The following is a 24,679-nucleotide window of genomic DNA, read 5'->3' as shown; positions in this document are numbered from 1 at the left end:
CCGCCGGCCGACCCGCGCGGCCTGTACCGACCAGCCCGGGTTCCGGTTGCGGCCCGTCGACCAGTTGCGGGCACGGCGGGCCGCGCTGCGGGCCGCACGGTGGGCCGGGTGCGGCCGGGTCGTGCGGTCGCGGGTCACGATGTGACGCCGGGTTTCACGCCGGAGCAGGTGACGGCGTCGACGAACATGGGAGGTAGGTCATGCCGCGCACCTGTAAGGACGAAGCCCCGCTGCTGGTGGACTCGCCCGTCATCAAGGGTCGATACGTCGACCTTGACGGTTTCACGGTTGGATTCGAGACGTTCGAGGCGGATGCGGACGGGGCGCCGGTGTTCCGGGGCCTGCCCGACGACCGCTGCCAGTGCCAGCACTGGGGACTCGTGCTGTCCGGCCGGTTCGTGCTGCGTTACGCCGACCGGGAGGAGACCTACGTGGCGGGCGACGCCTACTATGCCCCGCCCGGTCACACCCCGGAGGTGACGGCCGGCACGCAGGTGGTCGAGTTCAGCCCGTCGGCCGAGATGCGGGCGACGATGGCCGTCGTGTCCGCGAACATGCAGGCACAGTCCGAGAGCGGTGAGTAGGCGATGACTCTCGACGAGGCGACGGCCCGGGAGCTGGCGGAGAAGCTCGTGGTCTTCCTGGAGACGAACACCCCGCCGGACGGCCTGTTCACGCCGGACGTGTTCTGTGATCTGAACGTGCCGCTGTGGCGGCTGCAGGCCGTCGGCCTTGAGGAGTCGGTCGCGCTGCGCAAGGCCGGGCATCCGGTGTCCGGCCGGGTGCCGCGATCCCGGTTCGACGTGACCGGCGGCGGCTTCCTCCTCGAGGTCGAGGAGGAATGGGAGCAGGGCGCGGAGACGTGGTACTGCCGTGAACTGATCCGAGCCGACGTCACCGACGGCGCGGTCTGCGCCCTCACGGTCTACTGCACCGGGGACTGGGACAGCGCGCTGGTGGCCCGGCATGCGGCCCAGGTGCGCCTGGCCCGGCCCTGACGGCATGCCTCGATCCTCACCCGGCGGCGGACGAGGTCCCGGCGGCGGATCAGCCGCCATACACTCTCAGCCGTGAACAGCCCGGCCGTGGACGGGGCGCGGACGGAGTCTGCCGCCGCGTCCACGGCCGAGGTGCCGTCCCCGGCGGACGCCGCCGCTGCCCGCAGCGAGGATCACGTCGACGCGAGGCGGGCGTCCTACGTCGAGGCGTTCGCGGCGGCGCGCGCGGCGGGTGACGTCGAGGCCATGGCCGCGGCGGCGCGCGCGGCGGGTGACGTCGAGGCCATGGCCGCGGCGGCGCTGGGGCTGCCGTCCACGCAGCGGTTCGGCAGTCATCCGGGGCAGGTGCCGGCGCTGCTGCACGAGGCGTATGCGGTGGCCGTCGCGCCCTCGACCCGCTGCCGGCTGGCCGCGGCGCTCGCCCGTGCCTGGGTCTACGGCGGCGATGCCGGCCGGGCCGGCGGCTTCGCCCGACAGGCCGAACGGCTCGCCACCGACATCGGGGACCCGGCCCTGCTCGCCGATGCGCTCGACGCGGCGCTGTCGGCGCGGTGGGGGCCCGACGACTACCGGGAGCGGACCAGGCTCGCGGCCAGGCTGGAGGACGCCGCCGCGCACCAGGCGGACCCGGGGGTGCGGCTCTCGGCGCACCTGTGGCGGCTGACCGCGGCCTGGGAGGCGCTGGACGTAATCGCGGTCCAGCGGCAGCTGCGGGCCCTGGAGCTCCTGGCGGCGGACTCAGCCTCGCCGCGCGATGCGTTCTTCGCCGTGTCCCGCCGAGCCATGCACGCCCTGGCCACCGCCGACCTGGCCCGCGCCGACGATCTCATCGCCCGGACTCGCGAGCTCGGCGCCGCGCTCGCCGAGCCGGACCGGGAGGCGGTGCTGCACAGCCTCGCCGCCGACCGTGCCCTGCAGGCCGGCGACCGGGAGGCGTTGCGGCAGGAGGCCGCGGGATTCGAGGCGTTCGGGACCGCCGAGGGCATCCCGTCGGTGACCGCCGAGGCGGCCGTGTTCTGGCTGGAAGCCGGCGAGCCCGATCGCGCCGAGCGGCTGGCCCTACAGCTGGCCGGACCCGGCCTGCACACGGTCGCCCGTGACGTCGACTTCCTGCTCACCGTCGGGTGCCTGGTGCAGGTCGCCGCGGCACTGCGACTGGACGATCTTTGCGATGAGGGTGTCGCGCTGCTGGAGCCGTACGCCGGCCGGGGTGTCCTCAACGCCGGGGCGGTGACTTTCCACGGCGTCGTCGACGACTATCTCCACCAGGCCTGTCGCCGGCTGGGCCGAGCCGACGCCGCCCGTTGGCGGCACAGCGCCCTGACGGCCTACCGGCGCGTCGGCGCCGCCTGGTGGGCCGGCCGCCTGGTGGAGTCCGGTCCCGCTGCCGGCGACAGGGACGTCGGCAGCCCGCGCGAGCCCGGTACCACGACATCCGGCCCCACGACGCCCGGCCCCACGACGCCCAGCCCCCCAACGCCCAGCACCACGACGCCCAGCACCACGACGCCCAGCACCACGACGCCCAGCACCACGACGCCCGCCGCCCCGGTTCTGGTGATCCATCTCCAGCCGGGCCCCGCGGACGTCTGGACCGTCGGCCCGCGCGACACGGCCGTCGCGATTCCGGGCGTCAAGGGGTTGCACTACCTGCGCCATCTCGTCGAGCGGCCCGGCCAGGACATCAGCGCGCTCGTCCTCTCCGACGCGGTCGCGGGTCATGCCGGCGCCGGCGTCGGGGATTCGGACGCCGGCGAGCTTCTCGACGCCCAGGCTCTCGCGGCGTACCGGCGCCGGTTGTCCGAGATCGACGCCGACCTGGCCGAGGCGGATGCCTGGGCCGACCCCGTACGGCTGGAGCGGGCGCGCCTCGAACGGCAGGCCCTGCTCGACGAACTGGCCGCCGCGACCGGGCTCGGCGGACGCCGCCGCCGTGCCGGCTCCACCCGGGAACGCGCCCGCGTCGCCGTTCGCAAGGCCATCGTCGCGGCCGTCGACCGGATCGACCGGATCGACCCCGCGGTCGCCAGGCTGCTGCGCGACACCGTGCGCACCGGCACCACCTGCCGCTACGACCCCGACCCGAGCCGCCCGGTCCGCTGGGTCACCGGCCGATCCTCGACCTGACGCCGACGCGGGAGGAGGTTCGTGCGGGGCCGGACCGCGCTCCCACAGCCGGGCCACCCTGGCCCGGCTACCGGGCCTGTGCTGGTCGTCCTCGCCACGGACAGGCCAGGAGTAAGTTCACCGTGTCTGTCCGGCGTGGGGGTGCGTCGGCGGGCGCCGACAAGTGGGGGATTCGGATGGCTCGTCCTGTGATGAATCGGATTCACGTCGCCGCCCGCGGAACACTGCCAGCGCTCGCGGTCCTCGTGGCGCTCGGCTTGTCCGGATGCGGCCCCTCGAATGGGGCTGCTGCGCCCTCGAGTGGGGACACTGCGCCTTCGCCCGCAGCCGGACACCAGGGCGCGGCGGCCACCGGGGCATCGAAGAGTGGGACACCAGCGACGCCGGCGGCCAGCGCGGCAGTGAACCCCTGCGCGATCGTGTCCAGACAGGAGGCCGAGCACCTTGCCGGCACGTCGCTCAACAGCCCCGTGTCGGTAGCGGAGAAGTGCACCTATTCAGCGCCACCCAGCGGTCCGACTACCCAGGTGGAAGTCTTCGTCGGGGAAACGGCAAAGGACTATCTCACCGCCGAGCGCGGCATCGGCCACGAGCTCCGACCGTTGTCGGGCATCGGCGACGAGGCTTATATCGAGGACTACGCGGTCTTCGTCAAGAAGGCCGACTTCTGGGTATCCATCGACCTGGTGCGTAGCAATGACCCGGCGGAAAACCGCGGGCCACTCGAGGGCCTGGCGCGCACGGTGGCCGACCGGATCTGACCGCCAGGCCACGTGGGTCAGGCCGCGAGTTGACGTGTTGGGCAACTCCGAACCCTGACCAGTCCGCTTCACTACCTTGACGGGTTCCGCGTGGCCGGTGACGGTCAGTGGTCCACTCCCGCCGCCTCGGCCACGCCCCGAATGGGAGCCCATCCGGGGTGCCAGCGTGGCCTGGAGCGCGGGCACGGGTCCGTCCCCGACGGGGAGACCAGCGCAACCGTTGCATCGCCGGTCGGGCCACCGCACGGTGGGCGTCGTCGCCCCTCGTCTCGCGATCGCCGGCGTCCGAGCAGTGACATCGCGGTCGCCGCGAGTCCGAGAGTTCAGGGCCGCTTCGCGCTTTGCCGCCCCCCACTACTANGCCATACGATGCATCGCATGGCGAGATTCCAACGAGATGAGGGCTTGGCACGCTTCGGCGAGCCGGGAGTTCTGGTCCTGCTGTCACTGAGCGACGGCGCCAAACACGGTTACGCGATCACCGCGGATGTGTTGGAGCAGACCGGGGTCCGGCTCGGTCCCGGCACCCTGTACGGCTCACTGACCAAGCTGGTGGAGCGCGGCCTGATCGCCGCACTGCCCAGCGACGATCGCCGCCGCCCCTACGAGATCACGGCGGCGGGGAGAGCGGCACTGGCCGCCCAGTTGGCGACCTGGTCCCGGGTCATCCAGACCGGGCAGTCACGGCTGGCCCAGGCATGAGGCGTCTCCTTCTCGCCCTGTATCCCAAGCCGTGGCGGGCGCGCTACGGCGACGAGTTCGCCGCGCTCCTCCAGGAGACTCCACTTACCTTGGCCGCCATCGTCGACGTCCTGCGCCACGCCGTCGGGCTCCGCCTCCGGGCCAGGCCACGCGTCGCCCAGATCGCGGGATCGGTACTCGCGACGGCCGCCGTCGAAGCCATGGCTTCGCGGGCAGGGCTGACCGACAACATCCTCTGGGCTCCGACCACCCCGCTCCGGGCGTTGGCGCTGGTGGCGGTTCTGGCACCGACAGCGCTGGTGACCGGCTCCGCGACCAGGCGGCGTCTCCGGCGCCGCGATCACGAACCGGCGTGACGGGCCTGCTCGTAGCGGCGCTGGTCGCGGCGGGCCTGATCACGCTGGGCCTGATCGTGGCACGCCGGCCCGCGCCACCGCCGGCCGGTGGCTGGGGCGCCCGACTACGGCGCGCGGCGGCTCGCCTTCTCCTCCTGGCGGCCGGTGCCTTCCTCGTCGCACGGGCCGGATACATCCTCGCCACCGAGCACCCCGGCCGTCCCGAGACCTACCGACGAGCCTGGGGCGGCCCTCACTACATTGGGTTCATCACCGTGCACGTCGGTCCCGCCGTCCTCGTCCTGTTCCTGACGGGCCTGTCGCTGTTCCGCTGGTTGAAGCGGAGACCCGACCAGCGAGCATGAGGCAGCCCTCGCGTCGTCAGACGGGCAATCGCACGCCGGGGCTGTCGGCCTCACAGGCTCTGGAAAAAGGCACGGATGTCGGCGGCGAGCAGCTCGGGTACCTCAAGCCCCGGGAAGTGCCCGCCACGGTCGGCCTCCGTCCACCGGGCGATCGGCATCCGCCGCTCGGCGTACGGACGGATCGGGCGGGTGATGTCCTCGGGCAGGACGAGGACGCCCACCGGTTGGACGGTCCGCCACGATGGCGGCCCGCCGGTCTCCCGGTGCAGGCGCGGTGCCGAGCCGGCGGTGCCAGTCAGCCAGAAGAGCGTCACGTTCGTGAGCACCCGGTCGGGGCTGATCGAGAAGTCCGGGGCCGCCCACATCGTCATCGGGTCGAGCAGCCAGGCGAGCAGCCCGACCGGCGAGTCGTTGAGGGCGTACGCCGGGGTCTGCGGCCGGGTGCCGTTGATCTTCCGAACCGCCGGCTGGTCGCGCAGGTAGGCCTCGGTCTGGGCGAGCCGCTCCTGGTCTCCCTGGGCCAGCCGGGCGCGGTCCGGGTCGCCGGGCAACGGTGGGGTCGGGAGATAGTTGAGGTGGATCCCGACGACGTGTTCGGCGTCGTGCTGCGACAGCGCCCGGGACACCGATGTCCCCCAGTCACCACCATGGGCGCCGTACCGCCGGTAGCCCAGGCCGCGCATCAGCTCCGCCCAGGCACGTGCCACGCGGTCGACATCCCAGCCGCGCTCGCGCGTCGGGCCGGAGAAGCCCCAGCCCGGGATCGACGGGACGACCAGGTGGAACTCGGCCGAGAGCGGCCCGATCACGTCAAGAAACTCCACCACCGATCCCGGCCAGCCGTGGGTCAGCACCAGCGGGAGCGCGTCCGGCCGCGGGCAGCGCACGTGGAGGAAGTGGATCCGCTGGCCGTCGATCTCGGTGATGAACTGCGGATGGCTGTTCAGCTCGGCCTCCGCCGCCCGCCAGTCGTAACGGCGGCGCCAGTGGTCGGCCAGCTCCCTGACCCTGGCCAGCGGCACGCCGAACTCGTCTCCGGCGCCGGGCAACTCGTCGGGCCAGCGGGTGCGGTCGAGGCGTGCGTGCAGGTCGTCGAGGTCGGCCTGCGGCACGTCGACGCGGAAGGGTTCGATCCTCATCGTTAGTCCTCCTAACGTTCGGAACACTAACGTAAATCGTTGGTGCGACAAACGCAAGGCGCTACGATGCGGTCCATGCCGGAACGCGGCCACCACGGGCCGACCGACCCCTCTGCCGTCCCCGCGCGCCTACGGTCGCTGGCTACCCGGCTCCTCGGCCGCGGCGCGGTGCACGCGGACCGGATCTCGCACGCCCGCCTCACCGCGGCGGGGGCGACGCGGTGGCAGTACGCGACGCTTGTCACGCTCCGCGACGGCGGTCCGGCGAGTCAGTCCGCACTCAGCGAGCGCACCGGCATCCACCGCAGCGACATGGTGGCCGTGCTGGGCGGCCTGACCGAGGCCGCGTACGTGGAACGCGCCCCCGACCCCACCGACCAGCGCCGCAACATCGTCACGCTGACCCCGGCCGGACGCTCCCGGCTGCGCACCCTGGACCGGCTCGTCGACCAGACCCAGGACGAACTGCTCGCCCCGCTGACCCCGACCGAACGTGCGGAACTGATCCGTCTCCTGCAACGCATAGACGATCATCACTCGGCACGCTGACACGGCTGGCGGGCAGACATGAGATCGCAGAGATACAACGCTGCTCATGTAGTAACGTGGAGCGCATGACAGCGTCGGCAGACGACGGTCAGCCTCGGGTGGGGATGCGCGAGCTCTCCCAGCGGACCGCCAGGGTCCTCGCGCTGGTCCGCGCGGGTGCGACGGTCGAGGTGACCGACCGAGGCAGAATCGTCGCGAGGATCGTTCCGGCGGAGGACGACCGCTACGAGCAGCTTGTCGCCGCCGGCCTGATCCGCCAGGCCACCGGTCCTTTCAACCTTGCGCATCTACCGGAGCCGGCGGCCAATCCGACCGGTCGTTCCACCGACGAATGGCTCGCCGACCTGCGCGGCGAAGGTTGATGCCGACGCGGATCTATCTCGACACCTCCGCCCTGGCGAAGATGTTCATCGCCGAGAAGGAGTCAGGTGACCTTCGTCAGTGGCTCGTCGAGCAGGAGCCGCCACTGCGCCTCGTCTCCTCGGCCCTGCTGGCAGTCGAACTGACCCGGCTCCTCAGACTGGTGAACCCAGCCATGCTCGACCTGGCGGAGTCCTTCCTTTCCAGCGATGTGGATCTCATGCAGATCACGCCACCGCTGCTCGCCGACGCGGCCCGCATACCTCCAGCCCGGTTGCGGACCCTCGACGCGATCCACCTGGCGACAGCACTCGAGCTCAGAGACTCCCTGGACGTCGTGCTCAGCTACGACAAGCTGTTCATCGAAGCCGTGAGCGCGTCCGGCCTGACGCTGGCGTCGCCCGGCTCGGGGACTTAGATCCCGTCGCCGCAGAGGACGACCACCTTTCCGCGGGTGTGCTCGCGCAGGAGATCGACACATGCCTGGGTACCGTCCGCAAGCCGGTACTGCCTACTGATCGTGGCAGGCAGCGCTCCCTTCAGCGCTTGTTCGGCCAGCGCATCCAGGTGTCCCGGACGCGCCGCCCGGGTCGGCCGCGGCCAGGCCGTACATCGGACGCCTCGGGACCGAGCGGGGCACGCCCGTCCCGAGGGAATCCACCCGCTACAGTGCCGGCGTTCCCGGCTCCTGTCTCAGGGCGGCCAGTTGGCCGGGAAAGGCCTTGCAGGCGCGGATCCGGCCGGTTGTCGTGACGGTAAGCCACGCCCAACCCGCCCGAGTGAGCTCGGCGAGCAGGCCGCCCGCCTCCGACCCGGCGGCGAGCGCCGCGGTCGCGTAGGCGTCCGCCAAGGTCAGGTCGGGCCCGACGACCGTCGCGGAGGCCAGACCGCTCGCGGGTGCGCCGGTCGACGGGTCGACGACGTGGCTGCCGCGCTCCGCGATACCGGACGTGGCCACGGCGAGATCGGTGCCTTCGACGATTGCGACCAGCCCGCCCCGATCGAACGGGTCGACGATGCCGATCCGCCAGGGCTTACCGGACCCCGATCCCTCAGCTGACGATCCCTCGGCTGACGATCCGGCCGCGCCGCGGATCCGCAGGTCGCCGGCCGCGTTGACGCAGTGGTCCGGGGCGCCGGCCTCGAGCAGAGCGGCGGAGGCCGCATCGGCGGCCCAGCCTTTCACCAGCCCGGTGGGGTCGAGAGTGCCGTCCTGCCGCCAGGCCGGGTCGAACCAGCCGCCGGTGGCGTCCCGGCAGCGCCCGGCCAGCCGATACACCTCGCGCACGTGCTGCGGGCAGTCGACGAGGTCGACCTCGCCCCGCCGCAGCCGCGACACCCAGGACTCCCGCCGGAACGTACTGAAGTCCTCGTCCGCCTGATGCAGGACGGCGACGGCCGTCTCGATCGCCGCGTCGAGAGCCGACGGCGGCAACGGGGTTCGCACGTCGATGCTGACGACCGTGCCCATCACCGGCTCGGGGTGAACCCGGCCGGTCCGGCCGGCTGGCCTCGGCGCGCTCGTCGGGCTAGGCACCGAGCTTGTCCAGTACCGACTGGACGGACCACGCATACCCGTAGCTGGTGAACGACGCGCCGGAGACAGAATCGATCTTCGCGCTCTGCGCATCGAGGACCTCCTGCCGCAGGAGCGGCACGGCGTACTCGTTGATCTGGCGGTCACGTGGATCCTGATCCGGCACCACCACCGGCACCACGTCGACGATCGTGCTGCCGGCCAGGACGACGTCGACCTGTACCGGCCCGAACCTGGTGTCGATCGCATCCCCTCGCACGGTCTGTCGGGCGCTGGAGCCGCCGGAGCCGGCCGCAGGCGATGGGCTTGTCGAACCGTCGGAGCCGGACGACCCCCCGGAACCGGATGCACCACCGGAACCAGACACACCACCGGAGCTGGACGAGACGGATGGGTCGGGCGCGGCGGATGGGTCGGACGCGGCGGACGGGGCGGCATCGGGTGAGGTCGAGGGGGCCGCGTCGGCTGCCGTGGCCCGGCCCGGCGGCGCGGACGCCAGCGCGGAGCTCGGTGCGGACCCGTCGCCGGAAATCGTCTTGACGCCGACGACGAGGACGACCGCGCTCGCCAGGGCGGCGAAGCCGAGTGGACCCCGGTAGCGGCGACTGCCGATGTCGTTCATCGCAGGCTGTACTCCTCCGTGTGGATCTGACCCGTCGGGACGCCGAGATCACGCAACCCGCGTGCGACAACCGCCGTCATCCCGGGGGGTCCACAGACAAAGACGTCACGCTGCGCGACGTCCGGTACGGAGACGGCGATGACGCCGGCTGCGAGCGGGTCGTAGCCGAGTTCCCGCCGGCTGCCGACGACCTGGTGGAACACGAGGCGCCCGTGCGCGGCGAGAAGCGACAGCTCGCCGCCGAGCGGCAGATCGTCCGGCCGGCTCGCCCGCTGCAGGACGATGACGTCCCGGCCCCGGTTGACGAGGTCCTCGGCCACCGCCCGGACGGGCCCGATGCCGCTGCCGCCGCCGATCAGCAGCGCCTTGCGGGCGTGGGCGTGGGCGGCGGTGAAGTGCCCGAACGGCCCTTCCGCGAGCACGCGGGTTCCGGGCCGGAGCCGGGCGAGGTCCCTGGACTGGTCGCCGAGATCCTTCACGGTGATCCGCAGCAGGTCCGGATGCGGGGGCATCGACAACGAGTAGGCGTGGGCGGACGCCCACTGCCCGCGGGCGAGGAACCGCCACAGCAGGAACTGCCCGGGAAGGGCGCCGAGCTGGTCCAGCCGCCGCCCCCGAATCCAGACGGACACGACCCCGGCTGCCTCCACCACCACCCGGTCGACGGTCATCCGGTGTCGCAGGACGGCCCGCACCGGCAGGACGATCCGCCAGACCACGAGGCAGGCCGCCACGGCCAGGTAGAGGGCCGTCCACAGCAGCCTGTTCCGGGGATGGCCGACGAAGTCCTCGCCGCTGGCGATCTGATGGAAGAAGGTGAGCGCGACTGCCGCGTAGACCGTCAGGTGGACCGCGTACCACGCCTCATACGAGATCCGGGCGCGCAACGACCGGGCGCTGCTGATCCCCACGGCGACGAACAGCAGTGCGCCGATGGTCGCCTCCCACTCGTCCGGGTACCGCGTGATCACCGTGACGAGTTCGGACAGCGGCTGCTCGTGCGCGCTCAGCCCGTAGCCCCACACCGTCAGCAGGACGTGCCCACCGATGAGGAGCACGATGTTCGTGCCCAGACCTCGATGCCAGGACGCGAGCCGGTCGAAGCCGATCGCCCGCTCGAGCGCCGGCACCCTGGCCATCAACATCAGCTCCACCAACACGAGATAGGCGGCCAGCAGGCCGGCCACCCGGCCGAGCGCGGTCATTGTGGCCGCCGCCGTCTGCACCCGGGACGAAGGCGTGTCCACCCACCACAGGGCGATGACGGCGACGCCGACCGCGGTGAGCCCGAGGCGCACCGCCAGCTCGGGGAGCCGATCCTCGGACAGCAGATCGCGCGACCACGCCGTGACGCGCGGCCGCCTGGGTTTCAGCCCGAGGCGAGCGCGCGGCTCGGGCGCCGGAGGAGGCATCCACGTCATGTGGCAACGTTGGGCGAAAAGGCTGAAAAGTGGCTGACCTCGGTCGATGTTGAACCTGAAAAACACCTGTGGACCAACTGGAGAATCCTCTGCGGTCCCCACCCGCCGCCCCTCGACGTCCCACCAGGTGACGTCCCACCAGGTGGAGTGGCTCGGGTGCAGTGTGAGAATTCGAACCCGCCTCCGGTTGAACCATGTGCCGTAGTCCCCGAAGGATGCAGGTCACCGCCGCCGGCCAGCGCCCCGGGCCGATCGAGGCCCCTCGTCCGCGAGTCCGTGCCAAAGGAAACTGTCGGAGGCTGGGGCCACACTCCATGGCATGTCGCTGACAGCCGTCTCGGCCCTGACCCGCGGAACCATCCACGCGCTGGCACCCGATCATGCTTCCGGCCGGTCGGGTGAACGGCTCGGCACCCCAGGAAGCTGGTCGGACCTGGGCATGACCGGCGAGACGCTGTGGGGGGCGTGCCGCGGAAGTGGGGCCACGCCGTACCGGGTGGTGGTGCTGGCCGGGGCCGAGTTCGCCTCCTCCTGCACCTGCCCGAGTCGCAAGTTCCCCTGCAAACACGCTCTCGGCCTGCTGTTCCTCGCCTGCGACACGCCGGCTGCGCTCACGACCGGTGACGACCCGCCGGACTGGGTGGCGCAATGGCTCGCGCGGCGGGCGGCCCGCGCCGCGCGAGCGGCCTCCCCTGACGCGGCCCCAGAACAGGTTGCGGGAACAGGCGAGGCTGGAGGCGCAGGGAAGGCGGGGGTGTCTCGAGCCGCCTCGTCGGCGCGCGCGCAGGCCCGCCGCGACGCCCGGGTCGACGCCGGAGTCGCGGAGCTGAGCCGCTGGCTGGTCGATCTCGCCCACGGCGGGCTCGGCGCCGCCCAGGTCCAGCCGGCCTCCTGGTGGGAGGCGACCGCGGCGCGGATGGTCGACGCGCAGGCGCCAGGGCTGGCCGAGGTCGTCCGCGACATGGCGCGCATCGCCGCGGTGGGCGGTCCCGACTGGCCCGCTCGGCTCACCGACCGGCTCGGCCGGCTGTACCTGCTCTGCCAGGGCTGGTCGAGGCGGGCTGAGATCTCACCGGCGCTCGTCGAGGTGGNGCGCGACCGGATCGGTTTCCCCCGGAGCACGGCGGACGTGCTCGGCGGTGAGCGGCTCACCGGGCCGATCGACGTCCTGGGCGAGCGCCTGTTCGCCACCGGAAAGCTGAAGGGGCGCCGGCAGTGGCTGCGAGTGCCCGGGTCCGAGCGGCTCGCGCTGCTCGTCACCTACGGCACCGGCAAGCAGCCGCCACCGCCGAGTCTCCCCGTCCTCACCCGCATCGACGCCGACGTCGCTCCGTACCCCGGGCGTCACCCGACCAGACTGGCGCTCGCCGCCACGCGCGCCGGCCCGGTGCCCCTCACCGAGTTGGCCGCCGCCGGTTCCGGCGACGCGGCGGGGAGCTGGCAGGAGGCGCTGGCTGCGCTCACCCCGGCCCTGACCGCGGATCCGTGGGCTGATCCCGTCGGGTTCGTCGTCCGGCAGATCACCGTGCTGCCACCCGCCATCGGCGCTGCGCGCGAGGCTCCAGCGGGCGCGGCGAGGAAAGGTCGGCGGGACGGCCCTTCCTCGGGTGACGGTGCGGGTTGGCTGCTGCGGGACCGGCTCGGGCAGGCCCTGCCGCTGGCGGCCGACACGGCCGCCGTGTGGGGCTGGCACCTGCTGGCCGTCGGCGGCGGCCACCCCCTCGACCTGGTCGTGGAGTGGGATGGGTTCGATGTGGTGCCGTTGGCGGCAGCTCCGTCCCGGCCGCAGCCCGGCACGGAGCTTCCCGCACCGATCAGCCCGCCGGTTCCTCACAGCGAGCCCCCCCAGCCGGCCGCCTGCCCGCGACCGACGCCAGGATGGTCCGGCCTGGTCGACGCGGCCGTCGTCGGGGCGACGCGGGCCACCGTGCCTGCCGTCCCGCATCTTGACGACATCCTGGCCGGCAGGGCGAACGGCGGGGCCTCGGCGGGCGGCGGCGGCGCCGAGGACGGGCCCTCGCGCGCCGTTGCCCTGCTGCGCGCCGCGGCCCTCGCGGCCTGCGCGCGGCGCGCCGGCCTGCTCGCCGCCGACGCCGGCGCGTTGCCGGCCCCCAGCCCCGCCTCGCCCGAGCGGGCGGCGGCGCTGGTGCCGCCGGCGGCGCGCATCGTCGAGGGCGCGCTGGCCGGCTCCGAACCGGAAGGGACTCGCGAGTACCTGGAGCTGGTGGCCGAAGCGGGATGGCGCGTCCCGGAGCTGCTCATTGCGGAGCTGCTCTCGCTGGGCCGACGGAATGTCGAGGTGCGGGCTCCGATCGTCGAGGTCCTCGGCGAGCGCGGGCGGTGGCTGGCCGGCCTGCACCCGGACGGCCGGTGGGTAGCGGGCACGGATCTGGCCGACTGGCCGACCGCGAGCGCCCTGGAACGGCGCACGCTGCTGCAGGAACTGCGGCAACGCGACCCGGCCGCCGCAATCACACTGTTGCGCGGCTCGGCGGACGGTCCCGCCTTCGCCGCCTTCGACGCGGCCAGCGCCGCGCAACGCCTCGCCTTCTGCGAGGCACTGCGCGTCGGTCTCGGTCCCTGGGACGTCGACCTGCTCGAACACGCCCTGGACGACCGGCGCCCCGACGTCCGGCAGGCTGCGATCGAGATCGCTCTGCTGCTGCCCGGCGCCGGCTTGCAGGCACGCGCCGAGGCGCGCACCGAAGGAATGATCACAGCACGGCGCGACGGCCTGAGCCGGCGCCACCATCTTGAGATCGTCCTGCCCGCAGAGTGCACCGACGAGATGCGGCGCGACGGCATCAGCGACACGGTTCCGGCCCACTCGCACCTCAGCACGGCGACGGCCGGCGAGATCATGTTCGTGGCCGAACTCGCCCGCGTCGATCCGACCGTGTGGACGCGCCGCACCGGGCTGACCCCCGAGGAGTTCCTCGACGCCGTGGCCGACCTGCCGGGCACGACCCGTCCAGTGAGCGAGCTGCTGAGCGACGGGCTGCTTCCCGCCGTCCTGCGCCATGGCGATCCCGGCTGGGTCGCGGCGTTCCTCCCCCGCGTCGGGCGGGTGGGTCAGGGGCAGCTCATCGCGTGCCTGGCCGAGCCCGCCCGCACGCAGGCCCTCACGCACACGCTGCGCGAGCTGAGGCTCGACTCCTACCACCCAGACGGGTCAGCCGCCCGAGACCGGGACGGGCGGTGGCGGGACACGCCGGTCGAGCGGATCACGACGCTGTTGACCGCGGTGCCCGGCCCGTGGTCCGAGCCGTTCTCCCGGGCGGTGTGGACCGCGCTCACCGCCCTGTCCGCCAGGGGCTACTCCGACGACTACCGCCTGCGTGAGCTCATCGGACCCATGGCCTGGGCGCTGCATCCCGACACCGATCTCGGCGATCCCGACCCGGATCGGCCGAAGTACCTGGATCTCGACGGACGCACCCGGCTGAGCACGATCCTCGGCGCCCGACGGCGGCTGCGCGCCGCGCTGACCAACCCACCCCCCGCCGGCACCGGGCCGGCCGGCCCGGTCCCTCTCCCCCAGGAAGGCCCCTCGTGACCCTGGCGCCCCCGTCCACCAGCCCCGCCGCGCCCGACACCGTTCCCCCGGCGGGCGGCGCGCCGCTGCTGCGTCCACACGCAGAGCAGGCGTACGCCGGCGAACTCGCCGCGCTCGCCGCTGCCGACACCAGGACGCGCCCGCCGTCCTGGCGGCTGTCGCCGTGGGCGGTCGTCACCTACCTACTCGGCGGCGTGCTCGACGACGGGACGGTCATTTCCCCGAAGTACATCGGCTCCCGGCGCCTCGTCGAGGTCGCGGTCGCCACCCTCGCCACCGACCGGGCGCTGCTGCTGCTCGGCAGCCCCGGCACCGCCAAGACCTGGCTGTCCGAACACCTCGCCGCGGCGGTCAGCGGCGATTCGACCCTCGTCGTGCAGGGCACCGCCGGCACCTCCGAGGACGCCGTCCGCTATGGCTGGAACTACGCCCGCCTGATCGCCGAGGGGCCCTCCCCCGACGCGCTGGTGCCCTCACCGGTGATGCGTGCGATGACCCGCGGATCGATCGCCCGGGTCGAGGAGCTCACCCGGATGGGCGCCGAGGTACAGGACGCACTCATCACCGTGCTGTCGGAGAAGACCCTGCCCGTTCCCGAGCTGGCCAGCGAGGTGCAGGCCGTCGCCGGGTTCGCCGTGATCGCCACCGCCAACGACCGTGACCGCGGCGTCAACGAGATGTCCTCGGCGCTGCGCCGCCGGTTCAACACCGTCGTGCTGCCGCTGCCCGCCAGCGAGGACGCCGAGGTGGAGATCGTCACCAAGCGGGTCGCCGACCTCGGCCGAGCGCTGGCGCTGCCGGACGAACCGCCGGCCGCGAGCGAGGTGCGCCGCGTCGTGAAGATCTTCCGGGAGCTGCGCGCCGGCGTCACCAGCGACGGGCGCACCACGCTGAAGATCCCGACCGCCACCCTGTCCACCGCCGAGGCGATCAGCGTGATCACCGGGGGAATGACGCTGGCCACCCACTTCGGCGACGGCCGGCTGCGGGCCGAGGACGTCGCCGCCGGGCTCATCGGCGCGGTGATCAAGGATCCCTCGGCGGACCCCGTGGCCTGGCGCGAGTACCTCGAAGGTGTGGTCCGGGACCGGAAGGGCTGGTCGGACCTGTACCGGGCCTGCCGTGACCTGGACGACGACACGAGCGTCTTCGGCGGCGCCTGATGCCCGTCACCGTTCTGGGAGTACGCCACCACGGCCCCGGTTCGGCGCGGGCGGTGCGGGCAGCGCTCGCCGAGCTCGATCCGGACCTCATCCTCGTCGAGGGACCGCCCGAGGGGGACAGCGCGCTCATCCACGTCGGCGCACTCACCCCACCCGTGGCGCTGACCGCCTACGCCGTCGACGAGCCGCGGGACGCCGCCTTCTGGCCCTTCGCCGAGTTCTCCCCCGAGTGGCAGGCCCTGCTGCACGGCCGTGCGGCGGGCGTGCCCACCCGGTTCATCGACCTGCCCTTCGGTCACGACCTGGCGCTGCGCCGGCGCGACGCCGAGACCGGCCCCTGCGATGACGCGGCGGGATCAGTCGACGCGGCGGAAGCAGGCGACGCGGCGGAAGCAGGCGACGCGGCGGTCCCGGAGCTGGCGGCCGACCCGCTCGGCTGGTTGGCGTTCGCCGCCGGCCACGACGACCCGGAACGGTTCTGGGAGGACCTCGTCGAGCACCGCCGACCGGCGAGCACGTCGGCGGCCGGCGCGGGCGGCCGTTCCCCGGCGCTGGAGCTGTTCGCCGCCGTGGCCGAGTCCATGGCGGCGCTGCGCGATCCCGAACACCAGTCCGGTTCGGACGCGCCTCGGGGGGCGCACGCTCGACGCGAGGAACTACGGGAGGCGCACATGCGCCTGGAGATCCGCGCGGCCAGCACCGGCGCCGACGCCGCCGCGCGGGTCGCCGTGCTCTGCGGTGCGTGGCACGTCCCGGCGCTGACCGGCCGGACGGGCCGGATCACCGTCGCGGCAGACCGTGAGCTGCTGCGCGGCGTCCGGCCGGTGCGCACCGCCACGACGTGGGTGCCGTGGACGCACGCGCTGCTGAGCGCCGAGGCCGGCTACGGCGCCGGCGTCACGTCACCGGGCTGGTACCACCACCTGTGGACCGCGCCCGATCAGGTCGGCGCCCGGTGGGTCGCCCGCGTCGCGGCGCTCCTGCGCGCCGCCGACCTGCCCGCCTCGACGGCCTCGGTGGTGGAGACCGTGCGGCTGGCCGAGGCCCTCGCCGCGGTGCGCGAGCGAGCCGTCCCAGGGCTTACCGAGCTGACCGACGCGGTGCTGGCCGGACTCTGCGCCGGTGACCCGGTGCCGCTGGCCGTCGTCCGCGAACAGCTCGTCGTCGGTGACATCGTCGGCGCCGTCGGCCCCGACGTGCCCACCGTGCCGCTGGCCGCCGACGTCGCCCGCGCGCAGAAAAGACTGCGGCTCGCGCCCACCACGGTGGAGAAGCCGCTGCGCCTGGACCTGCGCCGCGAGCTCGACCGGGAGCGCAGCGCCCTGCTGCACCGGCTGCGCCTGCTCGACGTCGACTGGGGTACCCCCACCGCGACCAGCAGCACCGGCACGTTCGCCGAGGGTTGGACACTCTGCTGGAAGCCGACGTTCGCGCTGGCGCTCGTCGCGGCCGCCAGGCACGGCGCGACCGTCGAGGACGCCGCGGGCGACGTCGTCGCCGGACGCACCCGGGACGCGCCCGACCTCGCCGCCATCACCCGGCTGTTCGAGCAGGTGGTCCTCGCGGACCTGCCCGCCGCGCTCGAGGCGGTGCGCGCGGGGCTGGAACAGCGCGCGGCCACGACCGGCGACGTCGCCCACCTGATGCTGGCGCTGGCGCCGCTGGCACGGGTCCACCGTTACGGCGACGTGCGCGGCACCGACACCGGCCTGGTCGTCGGGCTGACGACGAGCCTGATGATCCGCATCTGCGCGGGGTTGCCGCCGGCCTGCGCAAGCCTCGACGACGACGCCGCGGACGCCATGGTCGCCGCCATCGACACCGCGGACACCGCCTTCGGGCTCGTCGCCGACCCCGAACACATCGCCCGGTGGCACACGGCGGTGGGCGTCGCCGCCGCCACGGCCGGCGGTAACCCACTGGTCGCCGGGCGGTGTACCCGCATCCTGTCCGACGCCGGCGGACTTGCGGCCGCGGAGGTGGCGACCAGGCTGGCGCGGGCGCTGTCCACGGCCGGCGGCGCCCCCGCAGACGCCGCGCGCTGGCTCGCGGGCTTCCTCGGCCGGTCCGGCGCGGTGCTGGCCCGCGACCCCGCGATGCTGTCGCTCGTCGACACCTGGTTGGCCGACCTCGACGGGGACGCCTTCACGGTCGTGCTGGCGCCCCTGCGCCGCACGTTCGCCGACTTCACCGGTCCGGACCGTCGCCTGATCGGCGAACGGGTCCGCTCCGGTCTGCCCCGGCCGACCGCCGGCCCGCCGGGCGGCGCCGCGACAGACCAGGCGGACGCCGCGCGCCCGGGAGGCAGTCGGGCGGGGAACCCGGCCCGGGCCATCCCGCCGGCCGGCGCGGTCCCTGCCGGTGACGGCCCGGCCTGGGACCTCGACCGGGTCGCGGCCGTGTTGCCCGCCCTCACCGCCTTGCTCGGTCCTGCCGGCACGGCACCTGCCGCCGGCCTCACGCCGGCCGACACCACACCGGCCCGCACCACACCGGCCCGCACCCGATCTGACCGCACCCGATCTGACCGCACAGGGCCTGACGCCACAGGGCCTGCCCACACCGCGCCTGCCCGCGCGGAGGAGGAATTCTCCGATGCCTGACCACACGACCACAGCCGTCGACGGTCCGGGGCCGGCGCGGTCCGCCGGCGAGACGGCGGAGGAGGAACGGCTGCGGCGGTGGCGGCTGGTCCTGGGCGCCCCGGCGGCGCCCGCGTTCGACCCGGCGCGGACGCTGTCGACGCGGGACATGGACATCGACGCCGCCCTGGGCGCGCTCTACGACGCCGACGCCGACGCCGACGGCGACGGCGACGGCGGCAAGGCCGGTGGCGGTCGTGGGCGGCGGCGCTCGGCGGGGCTCGGCGGATCGGCGCCGACGGTGACCCGCTGGCTCGGCGACATCCGCGACTACTTCCCGTCGTCGGTGGTGCAGGTGCTCCAGCACGACGCCGTCCAACGGCTGGGGCTCGCTCGGCTGCTGATGGAGCCCGAGCTGCTGGCGGCGGCCGAACCGGATGTGCACCTGGTGGGCACGCTGCTGTCGTTGCGTTCGGCGCTGCCCGAGCGCACCCGGGAGACCGCGCGGATGGTGGTGCGCACGGTCGTCGAGGACATCGAGCGGCGGTTGGCGCAGTCGCTGCGCTCGGCGGTGTCCGGCGCGCTGAACCGCGGCGAACGCGCCCGCACCCCGCGGCTGCCCGACGTCGACTGGAACCGGACGATCCTCGCCAATCTGCGCAACTACCAGCCCGAGCAGCGCACCGTCATCGTCGACCGGTTGATCGGCTACCAGCGGGCCCGGCGCGTGGCGGCGCTGCGCGACGTCATCCTGCTCATCGACCAGAGCGGGTCGATGGCCTCGTCGGTCGTCTACGCCGGGGTGCTCGGCGCGTCGTTGGCCAGTATCAGGTCCCTGCGCACCCGGCTGGTCGTCTTCGACACGTCGGTGGTGGACCTGACCGACTCCCTCGACGACCCCGTCGACGTGCTCTTCGGGGTCCAGCTCGGCGGCGGCACCGACATCGACCGCGCGGTCGGCTACGGCGCGAGTCTCGTGCGCCGGCCCACCGACACCGTCCTCATCCTGATCAGCGATCTCATCGAGGGCGGCGACCAGTCGTCGTTGATCGCCCGGCTGCGTGGGCTCGTCGATTCCGGGGTGGCCGTCATCGTGCTGCTGGCGCTGTCCGACGACGGCGCCCCCGCCTACGACCACCAACTCGCGGCAACCTGCGCGCAGCTCGGCGCGCCGGCCTTCGCCTGCACCCCGGACAGATTCCCCGAGCTGCTGGCCACGGCGCTGCGCCGGGAGGAGGTCGGCCGGTGGGCGGCGCTGCACGGCCTCGTTCCGGCCTGACGGCGAGGACGCTGAGGGACTCGCGTCGGCTGCGGGGCGACATCTGCGGCCCGGAGCACCGGCGAGCCGTTGCGTCCCGGCGGGCGGGGCCGGAGGTCAGTGCGAACGGCTGGGTTCGAGGAAGGTCTGGGTGCCAAGGACGGCGAGCATCTCCAGGCGTTCACCCGCCCCCGAGCCGGGCTGCGGGCGGAACAGGACCAGCCGCTGGCCCGACGGCGGGCTGACCACCGCGTCGCACTCCAGCTCGAGCCGGCCGACCTCGGGATGGATCAGCACCTTACGGGTGGTCCGCCGCACCGCCACCTCCTGACGGGCCCACACCTCGCGGAACTCCGCGCTGGCCGCCGAGAGCTCGGCGACGAGGGAACGGACTGCTTCGTCCTCGTGCCGCCGGCCCAGCGTCACGCGCAGGTCGGCGACGTGCTCGCGGCCGAGGGTGTCGTGCTGGTCGGCCAGGTATCGTGCGCGCAGCTCACCGTCGGTGAACCAGCGCCACAGGAAGTTGCGTCCCCGGCCCGGCGCGCGGGCGATCGGGCCGAGCAGCGCGACGTTCAGCGGGTTCTGCGCCACGACGTTGGCGAGGTCATCCGAGATGAGCGCCGGCACGGTGGGCGCGAGTGCGTCCAGCACGCACATCAGGCCGGCGTCGGCGTAGCCGAGCGAGCAGTGCCGCGGCGGGGCTTCGTGGCCGGCCAGCAGGTAGATGTGGTCGCGCTCGTCCAGCGTGAGGCGCAGCGCCCGCGCGATCGCACCGAGCATCGACGGTGACGGCCGCGGCCCGCGGCCCTGCTCGATCCGCTCGTAGTAGTCCGTCGACATGTCTGCGAGCACGGCGACCTCGTCGCGGCGAAGCCCGGGCGCCCGTCGCCGACCGCCGGCGACCAGCCCGACATCCGACGGCCGCAGCAGCTCCCGCCGGTGACGAAGGAAGACACCCAGCTCCTGGCGCTGCACGGCGATCCCTCCGCGGTTCCATTCGACCGGCTTCCACGCGGCCGTGCGCCCACGGCCCATCAGACATCTCCATCATGACCGCGGGCGGCCGGACTATCCCCGGACTCGCGATCCGGGGATGACCGAGACGCCGCTGACAGCCGGCGGAGGTGTCAGGGTGAAATGCGAGCACCACTGGCGTGTCACGGGAGGAATCATGTCCGACAACAGAATCGCTCTGATCACCGGCGCGAGCCGCGGCCTCGGGCGCAGCATGGCCACGCACCTCGCCCGCGCCGGGGTAGGCGTCATCGGCACCTACAACAGCCGCAAGGACGAGGCCGATCGGCTCGTGGCGGAGCTCGAGGAGCAGGGGGTGCCCGCGGCGGCGCTGCAGCTCGACGTGGGCGACAGCGCCGGCTTCGCCCGGTTCGCGGCCGACGTCCGCACGACGCTCGCCGGCCTCGGCGCCGAGCGCATCGACTACCTCGTCAACAACGCCGGAATCGGCCTCTACGCGCCGTTCACGGAGACGACCGAGGAGCAGTTCGACGAGTTGTTCCGGATTCACGTGAAGGCGCCGTTCTTCCTGACGCAGACGCTGCTGCCGCTGCTGGCCGACGGCGGACGCATCCTCAACGTGTCCTCCGGCCTGGCCCGCTTCACCCATCCGGGCACCTCCGCCTACGCCGCCGCGAAGGGCGCGATCGAGGTCCTGACCAGGTACCAGGCCAAGGAGCTCGGCGAGCGGGGCATCCGAGTCAACGTGCTCGTGCCCGGGGCGATCGCCACCGACTTCGGCGGCGGCCGGCTCCGGGACAACGCCCGGCTCAACGAGGCGGTCGCGAGCGCCATTCCGCTGGGCCGCGTGGGCGAGGCCGAGGACATCGGCGCGGCCGTGCCACTGATCCTCGCCGACGGCTTCGGTTGGGCCAACGGCACCCGCATCGAACTGTCCGGCGGCCAGAACCTCTAGCGCACCGCTGGCCCACTGCCGGTCCGCCGCTGGATCAGGGGGCGAGGCTGTCCAGGGCGTCGGGGGTGACCGCGCCCGTGGCGGCCGAGCCGAGCAGGTCGGCGAGCTCCCGCCGGGGGGCCGCCTGCCCGGTCGGAGCGGCGCCGCGGATCCGGTCGAGCCGGAAACCGCGGGGGGCGCGCCGCAGGCGGCACCAGGCCACCAGGTACCAGCGGCCGCCGGCGGTGAGCAGGCCGGCCGGCTCCGCCTCCCGTTCCGATGTCCGCCCGCCGGCGTCCTGGTAGCCCAGCGGCAGCACCTCCCGCCTGGTCAGGGCACGCTCCACGTGACCAGTAGGTCAGGATCGGCTGATGGGACCGCAGTATCCGCCGATCGAGCCGTACGACGCCGGGATGCTCGACGTCGGCGACGGCAACCTCGTCTACTGGGAGGTCTGCGGCAACCCGGCCGGCAGGCCGGCGCTCGTCGTCCACGGCGGGCCGGGCTCGGGCTGCTCGCCGGGGGCGCGCCGCTGGTTCGACCCGGAGCGCTACCGGGTCGTCCTGTTCGATCAGCGCGGCTGCGGTCGCAGCACCCCGCATGCCGCCGACCATGACACCGACCTGCGGCACAACACCACCCACCATCTGCTGGCCGACATGGAGCTGCTCCGCGAGCACCTCGGGATCGACCGGTGGCTGCTGTACGGCGCCTCCTGGGGTTCGACGCTCGCCCTGGCCTACGCCGAGCGCCACCCGCACCGGGTGTCGGAGATCGTCCTCGCGGCCGTGACGATGACCCGCCGCCGCGACATCGACTGGCTCTACCGAGGCGTGGCCCGGTACTTCCCCGAGGAGTGGGAACGGTTCCGAAACGGGCTGCCGCCCGCCGACGGCGACGGCGACGGCGACGGCGACGGCATCGTCGCCGGCTACGCACGTCTGCTCGCGGACCCCGACCCGGCGGTGCGTCGGCGGGCCGCCGACGAGTGGTGCGCCTGGGAGGACGCGGTCATCTCACTGGAGTCGAACGGGCAGCCGGGCGCGTACGGCGGCCGCCCGCAGCGGGCGCGGCTCGCGCTGGCGCGGATCTGCTCGCACTACTTCGCGCACGGGGCCTGGCTGGACGAAGGCGTGCTGCTCCGCGACGCCGGTCGGCTCGCCGGCATCCCGGGTGTGCTGATCCACGGCCGCCACGACCTGGGCGGCCCGTTCCTCGTCGCCTGGGAGCTGGCCCGCGCCTGGCCGGACGCCGAACTCGTCCCGATCACCGACTCCGGCCACACCGGCAGCGACGCCCTGGGCCGCCGGCTGCGCAACGCACTCGACCGGTTCGCCCGAGGTCAGGAGGACAACTCGAGCGCGCCGGTGTAGGCGCCGTCGGCGTCGAGGACGGGAACGGCGGCGTCGGCGTCGAGGTCGGCCGCGCAGGCCACGTCGTCGTCCCAGCCCAACGCGAGCAGCTCCCGGCCGGACGCCGAGCAGCGCAGCTCGCCGGCCAGATCGGCCTCGGCGGCGCGGAACGCGGCGATGGCGGCGCGCGCCTCCGGGGCGACCGCCGCACGTTCCAGGGACCCCGCCTCGAGGATCCGGGCGAGGACCGCGCCGGCGCCGAGCAGATCCTCGACCGCCGGGCGGAGGGGGCCGGCGTGCGACGCCCCGGACGGATCGGGCCAGCGCTCGCCGGCCGCGATGACGGCCACGGTCCCGCCGTCGGCCAGCCGGTCGGCCGCCAGGCGGCCGACCGCGGCCGCGTTGCGCGGGCAGCCGGCGACAGGCGTCGCGGGACCGAGCGCGGCAGCCGCGGACAGGGCCGAGCCGTTGGGGGAGGGCAGGAGCAGCCGGGTGCCGGCGGGGATAGCCGCCAGGTCCGCCGGCGACAGCGACCAGTGGGCGGCGGGATCATCGCGGCCCGGCACGGCGAGAACCGCGCCCAGCTCGGCGGCCCGCCGCGCCGCGTCCTCATCGCGCCACCGGCACGGCCAGACCCGCGCGCCCCGACCGACCGCGACCGAGACCGCCGTCGAGAACCGCAGCACATCGACGATCACGACAATGCCGCCGGGGGCGGCGAGGACGTCGAGATCCTCCCGGCCCCAGCCGAAACGGAGCCGGAAGGGGTGCTGCGCCGCCGGGTTCACGCAGCGGCGTCGGGAACGGTGATCTCCGCGCGGTCGGCGTAGAAGGCGACCCGGCCGGCGATGTCGACGACGGCCGGGTAGGGGTTCTCGTAGGTCCAGATGACATCGCCGAGCGTCGTGCCGTCCGAGGTCTCGACGCTGTAGTAGCTCGCGTCGCCCTTGTACGGGCAGTAGCTGGTGGTCTCGCTGCGGCGCAGCACGCTCTGGTCGACGTCGGCGATCGGGATGTACTGCACCGGCGGGTAGCTGGCCTCGCGCAGGGTGCGGGAGTCGTGCGAGTCCGCGACCACCCGCCCGCCGATCCGGACGACCACCCGGCCGCGGGTCGGCTCGACGGTGATCGGATGGTCTGCGTTCGGCAGCAGGACCGTTCGCGACATCAGGCTTCCTCCAGACCAGCCGGGCCCGCAGGCGGACCCGCGGATGCGGACACCCCGGCGGCAAGCAGCCGACGAGGGCGGCCCGCCCGGCAAGGGCGAAACTCGGCGCAGACAAAGGCTCCGCCGCATCGCCGAAACCGTCAACCCTGCTTCGGCACAGCCATCACGATGCACAGCCGCCACGATGCGGCAACCCGCCTGACTGCCGCTGTCATCCCTTCTCCCGCCCATTTCCCGCGTCGGAGGGCGACGCCTAGGCGACAGTTGGTTGCGAATCCCTCACTGCCGGTAGATGCTGCGGCCACATCGTCGCACCTCACATCGCGGCAGCCATCAGACCTCGGGGGAACCTTCATGCAACCGGACATCGCCGACCCCACCCAACCGGCCTTCCTCGCGACCTACCTGGCCGGACTCCCGCAACCCGATCATGATCACGCCGGTCCGGCGCGCAGCGTGCGCGAGGACGACTTCGACGGCCATCACGTCGTCATCACGACCACCTACGAGATCACCGTCGACGGGCAGCCGTTGAATGTGCACATCGGGCTGTCGAACGACGGCTCGGCGCACTGCCACGGCCTGCCCGCCTACCAGCTCCCCTCGCTGGTGGACCTGGTGCGGGTGCTCATCCGCACCTTCCCCGACGAGTTCTCCCCGCACCCGACGCCCGGAGACGGCCACGACGGCGACGGCCACGACGGCCAGCACAGCCACGATCACGGCGACGGCGACGGCCGCATCCACGGCGACGAGACCTCGGGAGGGCGGTGAG

At 73.5% G+C, this 24,679-nt stretch carries 25 protein-coding genes and 1 pseudogene; 18 read left to right on the top strand and 8 right to left on the bottom strand.

From position 1 onward, the window contains the following. Nucleotides 1–200 precede the first annotated feature (200 nt). From FF36_RS16625 to FF36_RS16595, 7 genes are all read left to right on the top strand, one after another. Nucleotides 201–584 carry a cupin domain-containing protein gene (locus FF36_RS16625; protein WP_044885993.1) on the top strand — a complete coding sequence of 128 codons (384 nt, stop codon included), beginning with the start codon at nucleotides 201–203 and terminating at the stop codon, nucleotides 582–584. A 3-nt stretch (nucleotides 585–587) separates the two neighbouring features. After that, nucleotides 588–998: a hypothetical protein gene (locus FF36_RS16620; RefSeq protein WP_044885992.1), complete on the top strand. Its 411-nt coding sequence runs from the start codon at nucleotides 588–590 to the stop codon at nucleotides 996–998. An 87-nt stretch (nucleotides 999–1,085) separates the two neighbouring features. Next, the gene (locus FF36_RS35480; RefSeq protein ID WP_206778459.1) at nucleotides 1,086–3,125 is read left to right on the top strand and encodes a hypothetical protein; all 2,040 of its coding nucleotides are present in this window, start codon (nucleotides 1,086–1,088) and stop codon (nucleotides 3,123–3,125) included. Nucleotides 3,126–3,544: 419 nt separating this feature from the next. Continuing rightward, entirely contained in the window at nucleotides 3,545–3,886 is a 342-nt protein-coding gene (locus FF36_RS38195) for a hypothetical protein (RefSeq protein ID WP_236705883.1), read from the top strand. A gap of 405 nt (nucleotides 3,887–4,291) precedes the next feature. Beyond that, nucleotides 4,292–4,588 (top strand): PadR family transcriptional regulator, encoded by a 297-nt coding sequence (locus tag FF36_RS16605; RefSeq protein ID WP_242418773.1) that lies wholly within the window; start codon nucleotides 4,292–4,294, stop codon nucleotides 4,586–4,588. After that, entirely contained in the window at nucleotides 4,585–4,944 is a 360-nt protein-coding gene (locus FF36_RS16600; RefSeq protein ID WP_044885988.1) for a hypothetical protein, read from the top strand. The genes FF36_RS16605 and FF36_RS16600 overlap by 4 nt, the downstream gene beginning before the upstream one ends. Further along, nucleotides 4,941–5,288 (top strand): hypothetical protein, encoded by a 348-nt coding sequence (locus FF36_RS16595; RefSeq protein ID WP_044885987.1) that lies wholly within the window; start codon nucleotides 4,941–4,943, stop codon nucleotides 5,286–5,288. Before FF36_RS16600 ends, FF36_RS16595 begins: the two co-directional genes overlap by 4 nt. Nucleotides 5,289–5,338: 50 nt before the next feature. On the opposite strand, the gene FF36_RS16590 is transcribed toward FF36_RS16595, so the two are convergent. Then, the gene (locus FF36_RS16590) at nucleotides 5,339–6,427 is read right to left on the bottom strand and encodes an epoxide hydrolase family protein (protein WP_044885986.1); all 1,089 of its coding nucleotides are present in this window, start codon (nucleotides 6,425–6,427) and stop codon (nucleotides 5,339–5,341) included. A gap of 66 nt (nucleotides 6,428–6,493) precedes the next feature. Between FF36_RS16590 and FF36_RS16585 the strand changes: the two genes are divergently transcribed. The 3 genes from FF36_RS16585 (at nucleotide 6,494) to FF36_RS16575 (ending at nucleotide 7,754) form a co-directional block, all read left to right on the top strand. Beyond that, nucleotides 6,494–6,976 carry a MarR family winged helix-turn-helix transcriptional regulator gene (locus FF36_RS16585; RefSeq protein ID WP_082121972.1) on the top strand — a complete coding sequence of 161 codons (483 nt, stop codon included), beginning with the start codon at nucleotides 6,494–6,496 and terminating at the stop codon, nucleotides 6,974–6,976. A 65-nt stretch (nucleotides 6,977–7,041) separates the two neighbouring features. Then, a complete protein-coding gene (locus FF36_RS16580) occupies nucleotides 7,042–7,338 on the top strand; it encodes a type II toxin-antitoxin system Phd/YefM family antitoxin (RefSeq protein ID WP_052681171.1) in 297 nt (98 codons plus the stop codon). Beyond that, nucleotides 7,338–7,754: a type II toxin-antitoxin system VapC family toxin gene (locus tag FF36_RS16575; protein ID WP_044885984.1), complete on the top strand. Its 417-nt coding sequence runs from the start codon at nucleotides 7,338–7,340 to the stop codon at nucleotides 7,752–7,754. The genes FF36_RS16580 and FF36_RS16575 overlap by 1 nt, the downstream gene beginning before the upstream one ends. Before the next feature lie 246 nt (nucleotides 7,755–8,000). On the opposite strand, the gene FF36_RS16570 is transcribed toward FF36_RS16575, so the two are convergent. From FF36_RS16570 to FF36_RS16560, 3 genes are read right to left on the bottom strand one after another with little or no spacing between them, the layout of a single operon-like run. Next, on the bottom strand, nucleotides 8,001–8,807 hold the full coding sequence (locus tag FF36_RS16570; protein ID WP_044885983.1) for an FAD:protein FMN transferase: 807 nt from the start codon (nucleotides 8,805–8,807) through the stop codon (nucleotides 8,001–8,003). A gap of 58 nt (nucleotides 8,808–8,865) precedes the next feature. Beyond that, nucleotides 8,866–9,495, bottom strand: coding sequence for an FMN-binding protein (locus FF36_RS35985; RefSeq protein WP_173667275.1), 630 nt, complete (start codon nucleotides 9,493–9,495; stop codon nucleotides 8,866–8,868). Beyond that, nucleotides 9,492–10,916 (bottom strand): ferredoxin reductase family protein, encoded by a 1,425-nt coding sequence (locus tag FF36_RS16560; RefSeq protein ID WP_236705882.1) that lies wholly within the window; start codon nucleotides 10,914–10,916, stop codon nucleotides 9,492–9,494. Before FF36_RS16560 ends, FF36_RS35985 begins: the two co-directional genes overlap by 4 nt. Nucleotides 10,917–11,235: 319 nt before the next feature. Here FF36_RS16560 and FF36_RS38190 point away from each other — a divergent pair. From FF36_RS38190 to FF36_RS16540, 5 genes and pseudogenes are all read left to right on the top strand, one after another. Beyond that, nucleotides 11,236–12,007 (top strand): annotated as a pseudogene (locus tag FF36_RS38190) (SWIM zinc finger family protein); the annotation flags it as partial. A 38-nt stretch (nucleotides 12,008–12,045) separates the two neighbouring features. Then, nucleotides 12,046–14,472: a DUF5691 domain-containing protein gene (locus FF36_RS40410; RefSeq protein WP_339325610.1), complete on the top strand. Its 2,427-nt coding sequence runs from the start codon at nucleotides 12,046–12,048 to the stop codon at nucleotides 14,470–14,472. After that, complete coding sequence (locus FF36_RS16550; protein ID WP_044885981.1) at nucleotides 14,469–15,635, top strand: ATP-binding protein; 1,167 nt, start codon at nucleotides 14,469–14,471, stop codon at nucleotides 15,633–15,635. Before FF36_RS40410 ends, FF36_RS16550 begins: the two co-directional genes overlap by 4 nt. Then, a complete protein-coding gene (locus FF36_RS16545) occupies nucleotides 15,635–18,238 on the top strand; it encodes a DUF5682 family protein (RefSeq protein WP_220386604.1) in 2,604 nt (867 codons plus the stop codon). Before FF36_RS16550 ends, FF36_RS16545 begins: the two co-directional genes overlap by 1 nt. Next, nucleotides 18,231–19,496: a VWA domain-containing protein gene (locus FF36_RS16540; protein ID WP_044885980.1), complete on the top strand. Its 1,266-nt coding sequence runs from the start codon at nucleotides 18,231–18,233 to the stop codon at nucleotides 19,494–19,496. Before FF36_RS16545 ends, FF36_RS16540 begins: the two co-directional genes overlap by 8 nt. 96 nt (nucleotides 19,497–19,592) lie before the next feature. Here FF36_RS16540 and FF36_RS16535 read toward each other — a convergent pair whose 3' ends face one another. Continuing rightward, on the bottom strand, nucleotides 19,593–20,510 hold the full coding sequence (locus FF36_RS16535; RefSeq protein WP_313954338.1) for a helix-turn-helix transcriptional regulator: 918 nt from the start codon (nucleotides 20,508–20,510) through the stop codon (nucleotides 19,593–19,595). Nucleotides 20,511–20,646: 136 nt separating this feature from the next. Between FF36_RS16535 and FF36_RS16530 the strand changes: the two genes are divergently transcribed. Then, nucleotides 20,647–21,405 (top strand): SDR family NAD(P)-dependent oxidoreductase, encoded by a 759-nt coding sequence (locus tag FF36_RS16530; protein WP_044885979.1) that lies wholly within the window; start codon nucleotides 20,647–20,649, stop codon nucleotides 21,403–21,405. 34 nt (nucleotides 21,406–21,439) lie between these two features. On the opposite strand, the gene FF36_RS16525 is transcribed toward FF36_RS16530, so the two are convergent. Beyond that, nucleotides 21,440–21,730, bottom strand: a complete 291-nt coding sequence (locus FF36_RS16525) for a helix-turn-helix transcriptional regulator (RefSeq protein ID WP_236705879.1) — start codon at nucleotides 21,728–21,730, stop codon at nucleotides 21,440–21,442. A 25-nt stretch (nucleotides 21,731–21,755) separates the two neighbouring features. Between FF36_RS16525 and pip the strand changes: the two genes are divergently transcribed. Continuing rightward, on the top strand, nucleotides 21,756–22,757 hold the full coding sequence (pip, locus tag FF36_RS16520) for a prolyl aminopeptidase (protein WP_044885977.1): 1,002 nt from the start codon (nucleotides 21,756–21,758) through the stop codon (nucleotides 22,755–22,757). Here pip and FF36_RS16515 read toward each other — a convergent pair. Further along, nucleotides 22,727–23,524: a 2-phosphosulfolactate phosphatase gene (locus FF36_RS16515; protein WP_044885976.1), complete on the bottom strand. Its 798-nt coding sequence runs from the start codon at nucleotides 23,522–23,524 to the stop codon at nucleotides 22,727–22,729. The two genes, pip and FF36_RS16515, sit on opposite strands and share 31 nt — an antisense overlap. Next, nucleotides 23,521–23,904, bottom strand: coding sequence for a DUF427 domain-containing protein (locus FF36_RS16510; RefSeq protein WP_044885975.1), 384 nt, complete (start codon nucleotides 23,902–23,904; stop codon nucleotides 23,521–23,523). Before FF36_RS16510 ends, FF36_RS16515 begins: the two co-directional genes overlap by 4 nt. 354 nt (nucleotides 23,905–24,258) lie before the next feature. Here FF36_RS16510 and FF36_RS16505 point away from each other — a divergent pair, with 354 nt between their 5' ends. After that, nucleotides 24,259–24,678 (top strand): hypothetical protein, encoded by a 420-nt coding sequence (locus FF36_RS16505; protein ID WP_044885974.1) that lies wholly within the window; start codon nucleotides 24,259–24,261, stop codon nucleotides 24,676–24,678. The last annotated feature ends 1 nt before the right edge of the window (nucleotide 24,679 follow it).

Source organism: Frankia torreyi, from assembly GCF_000948395.1.
Taxonomy (GTDB): domain Bacteria; phylum Actinomycetota; class Actinomycetes; order Frankiales; family Frankiaceae; genus Frankia; species Frankia torreyi.
This window is presented reverse-complemented; position numbering and strand designations above follow the sequence as displayed.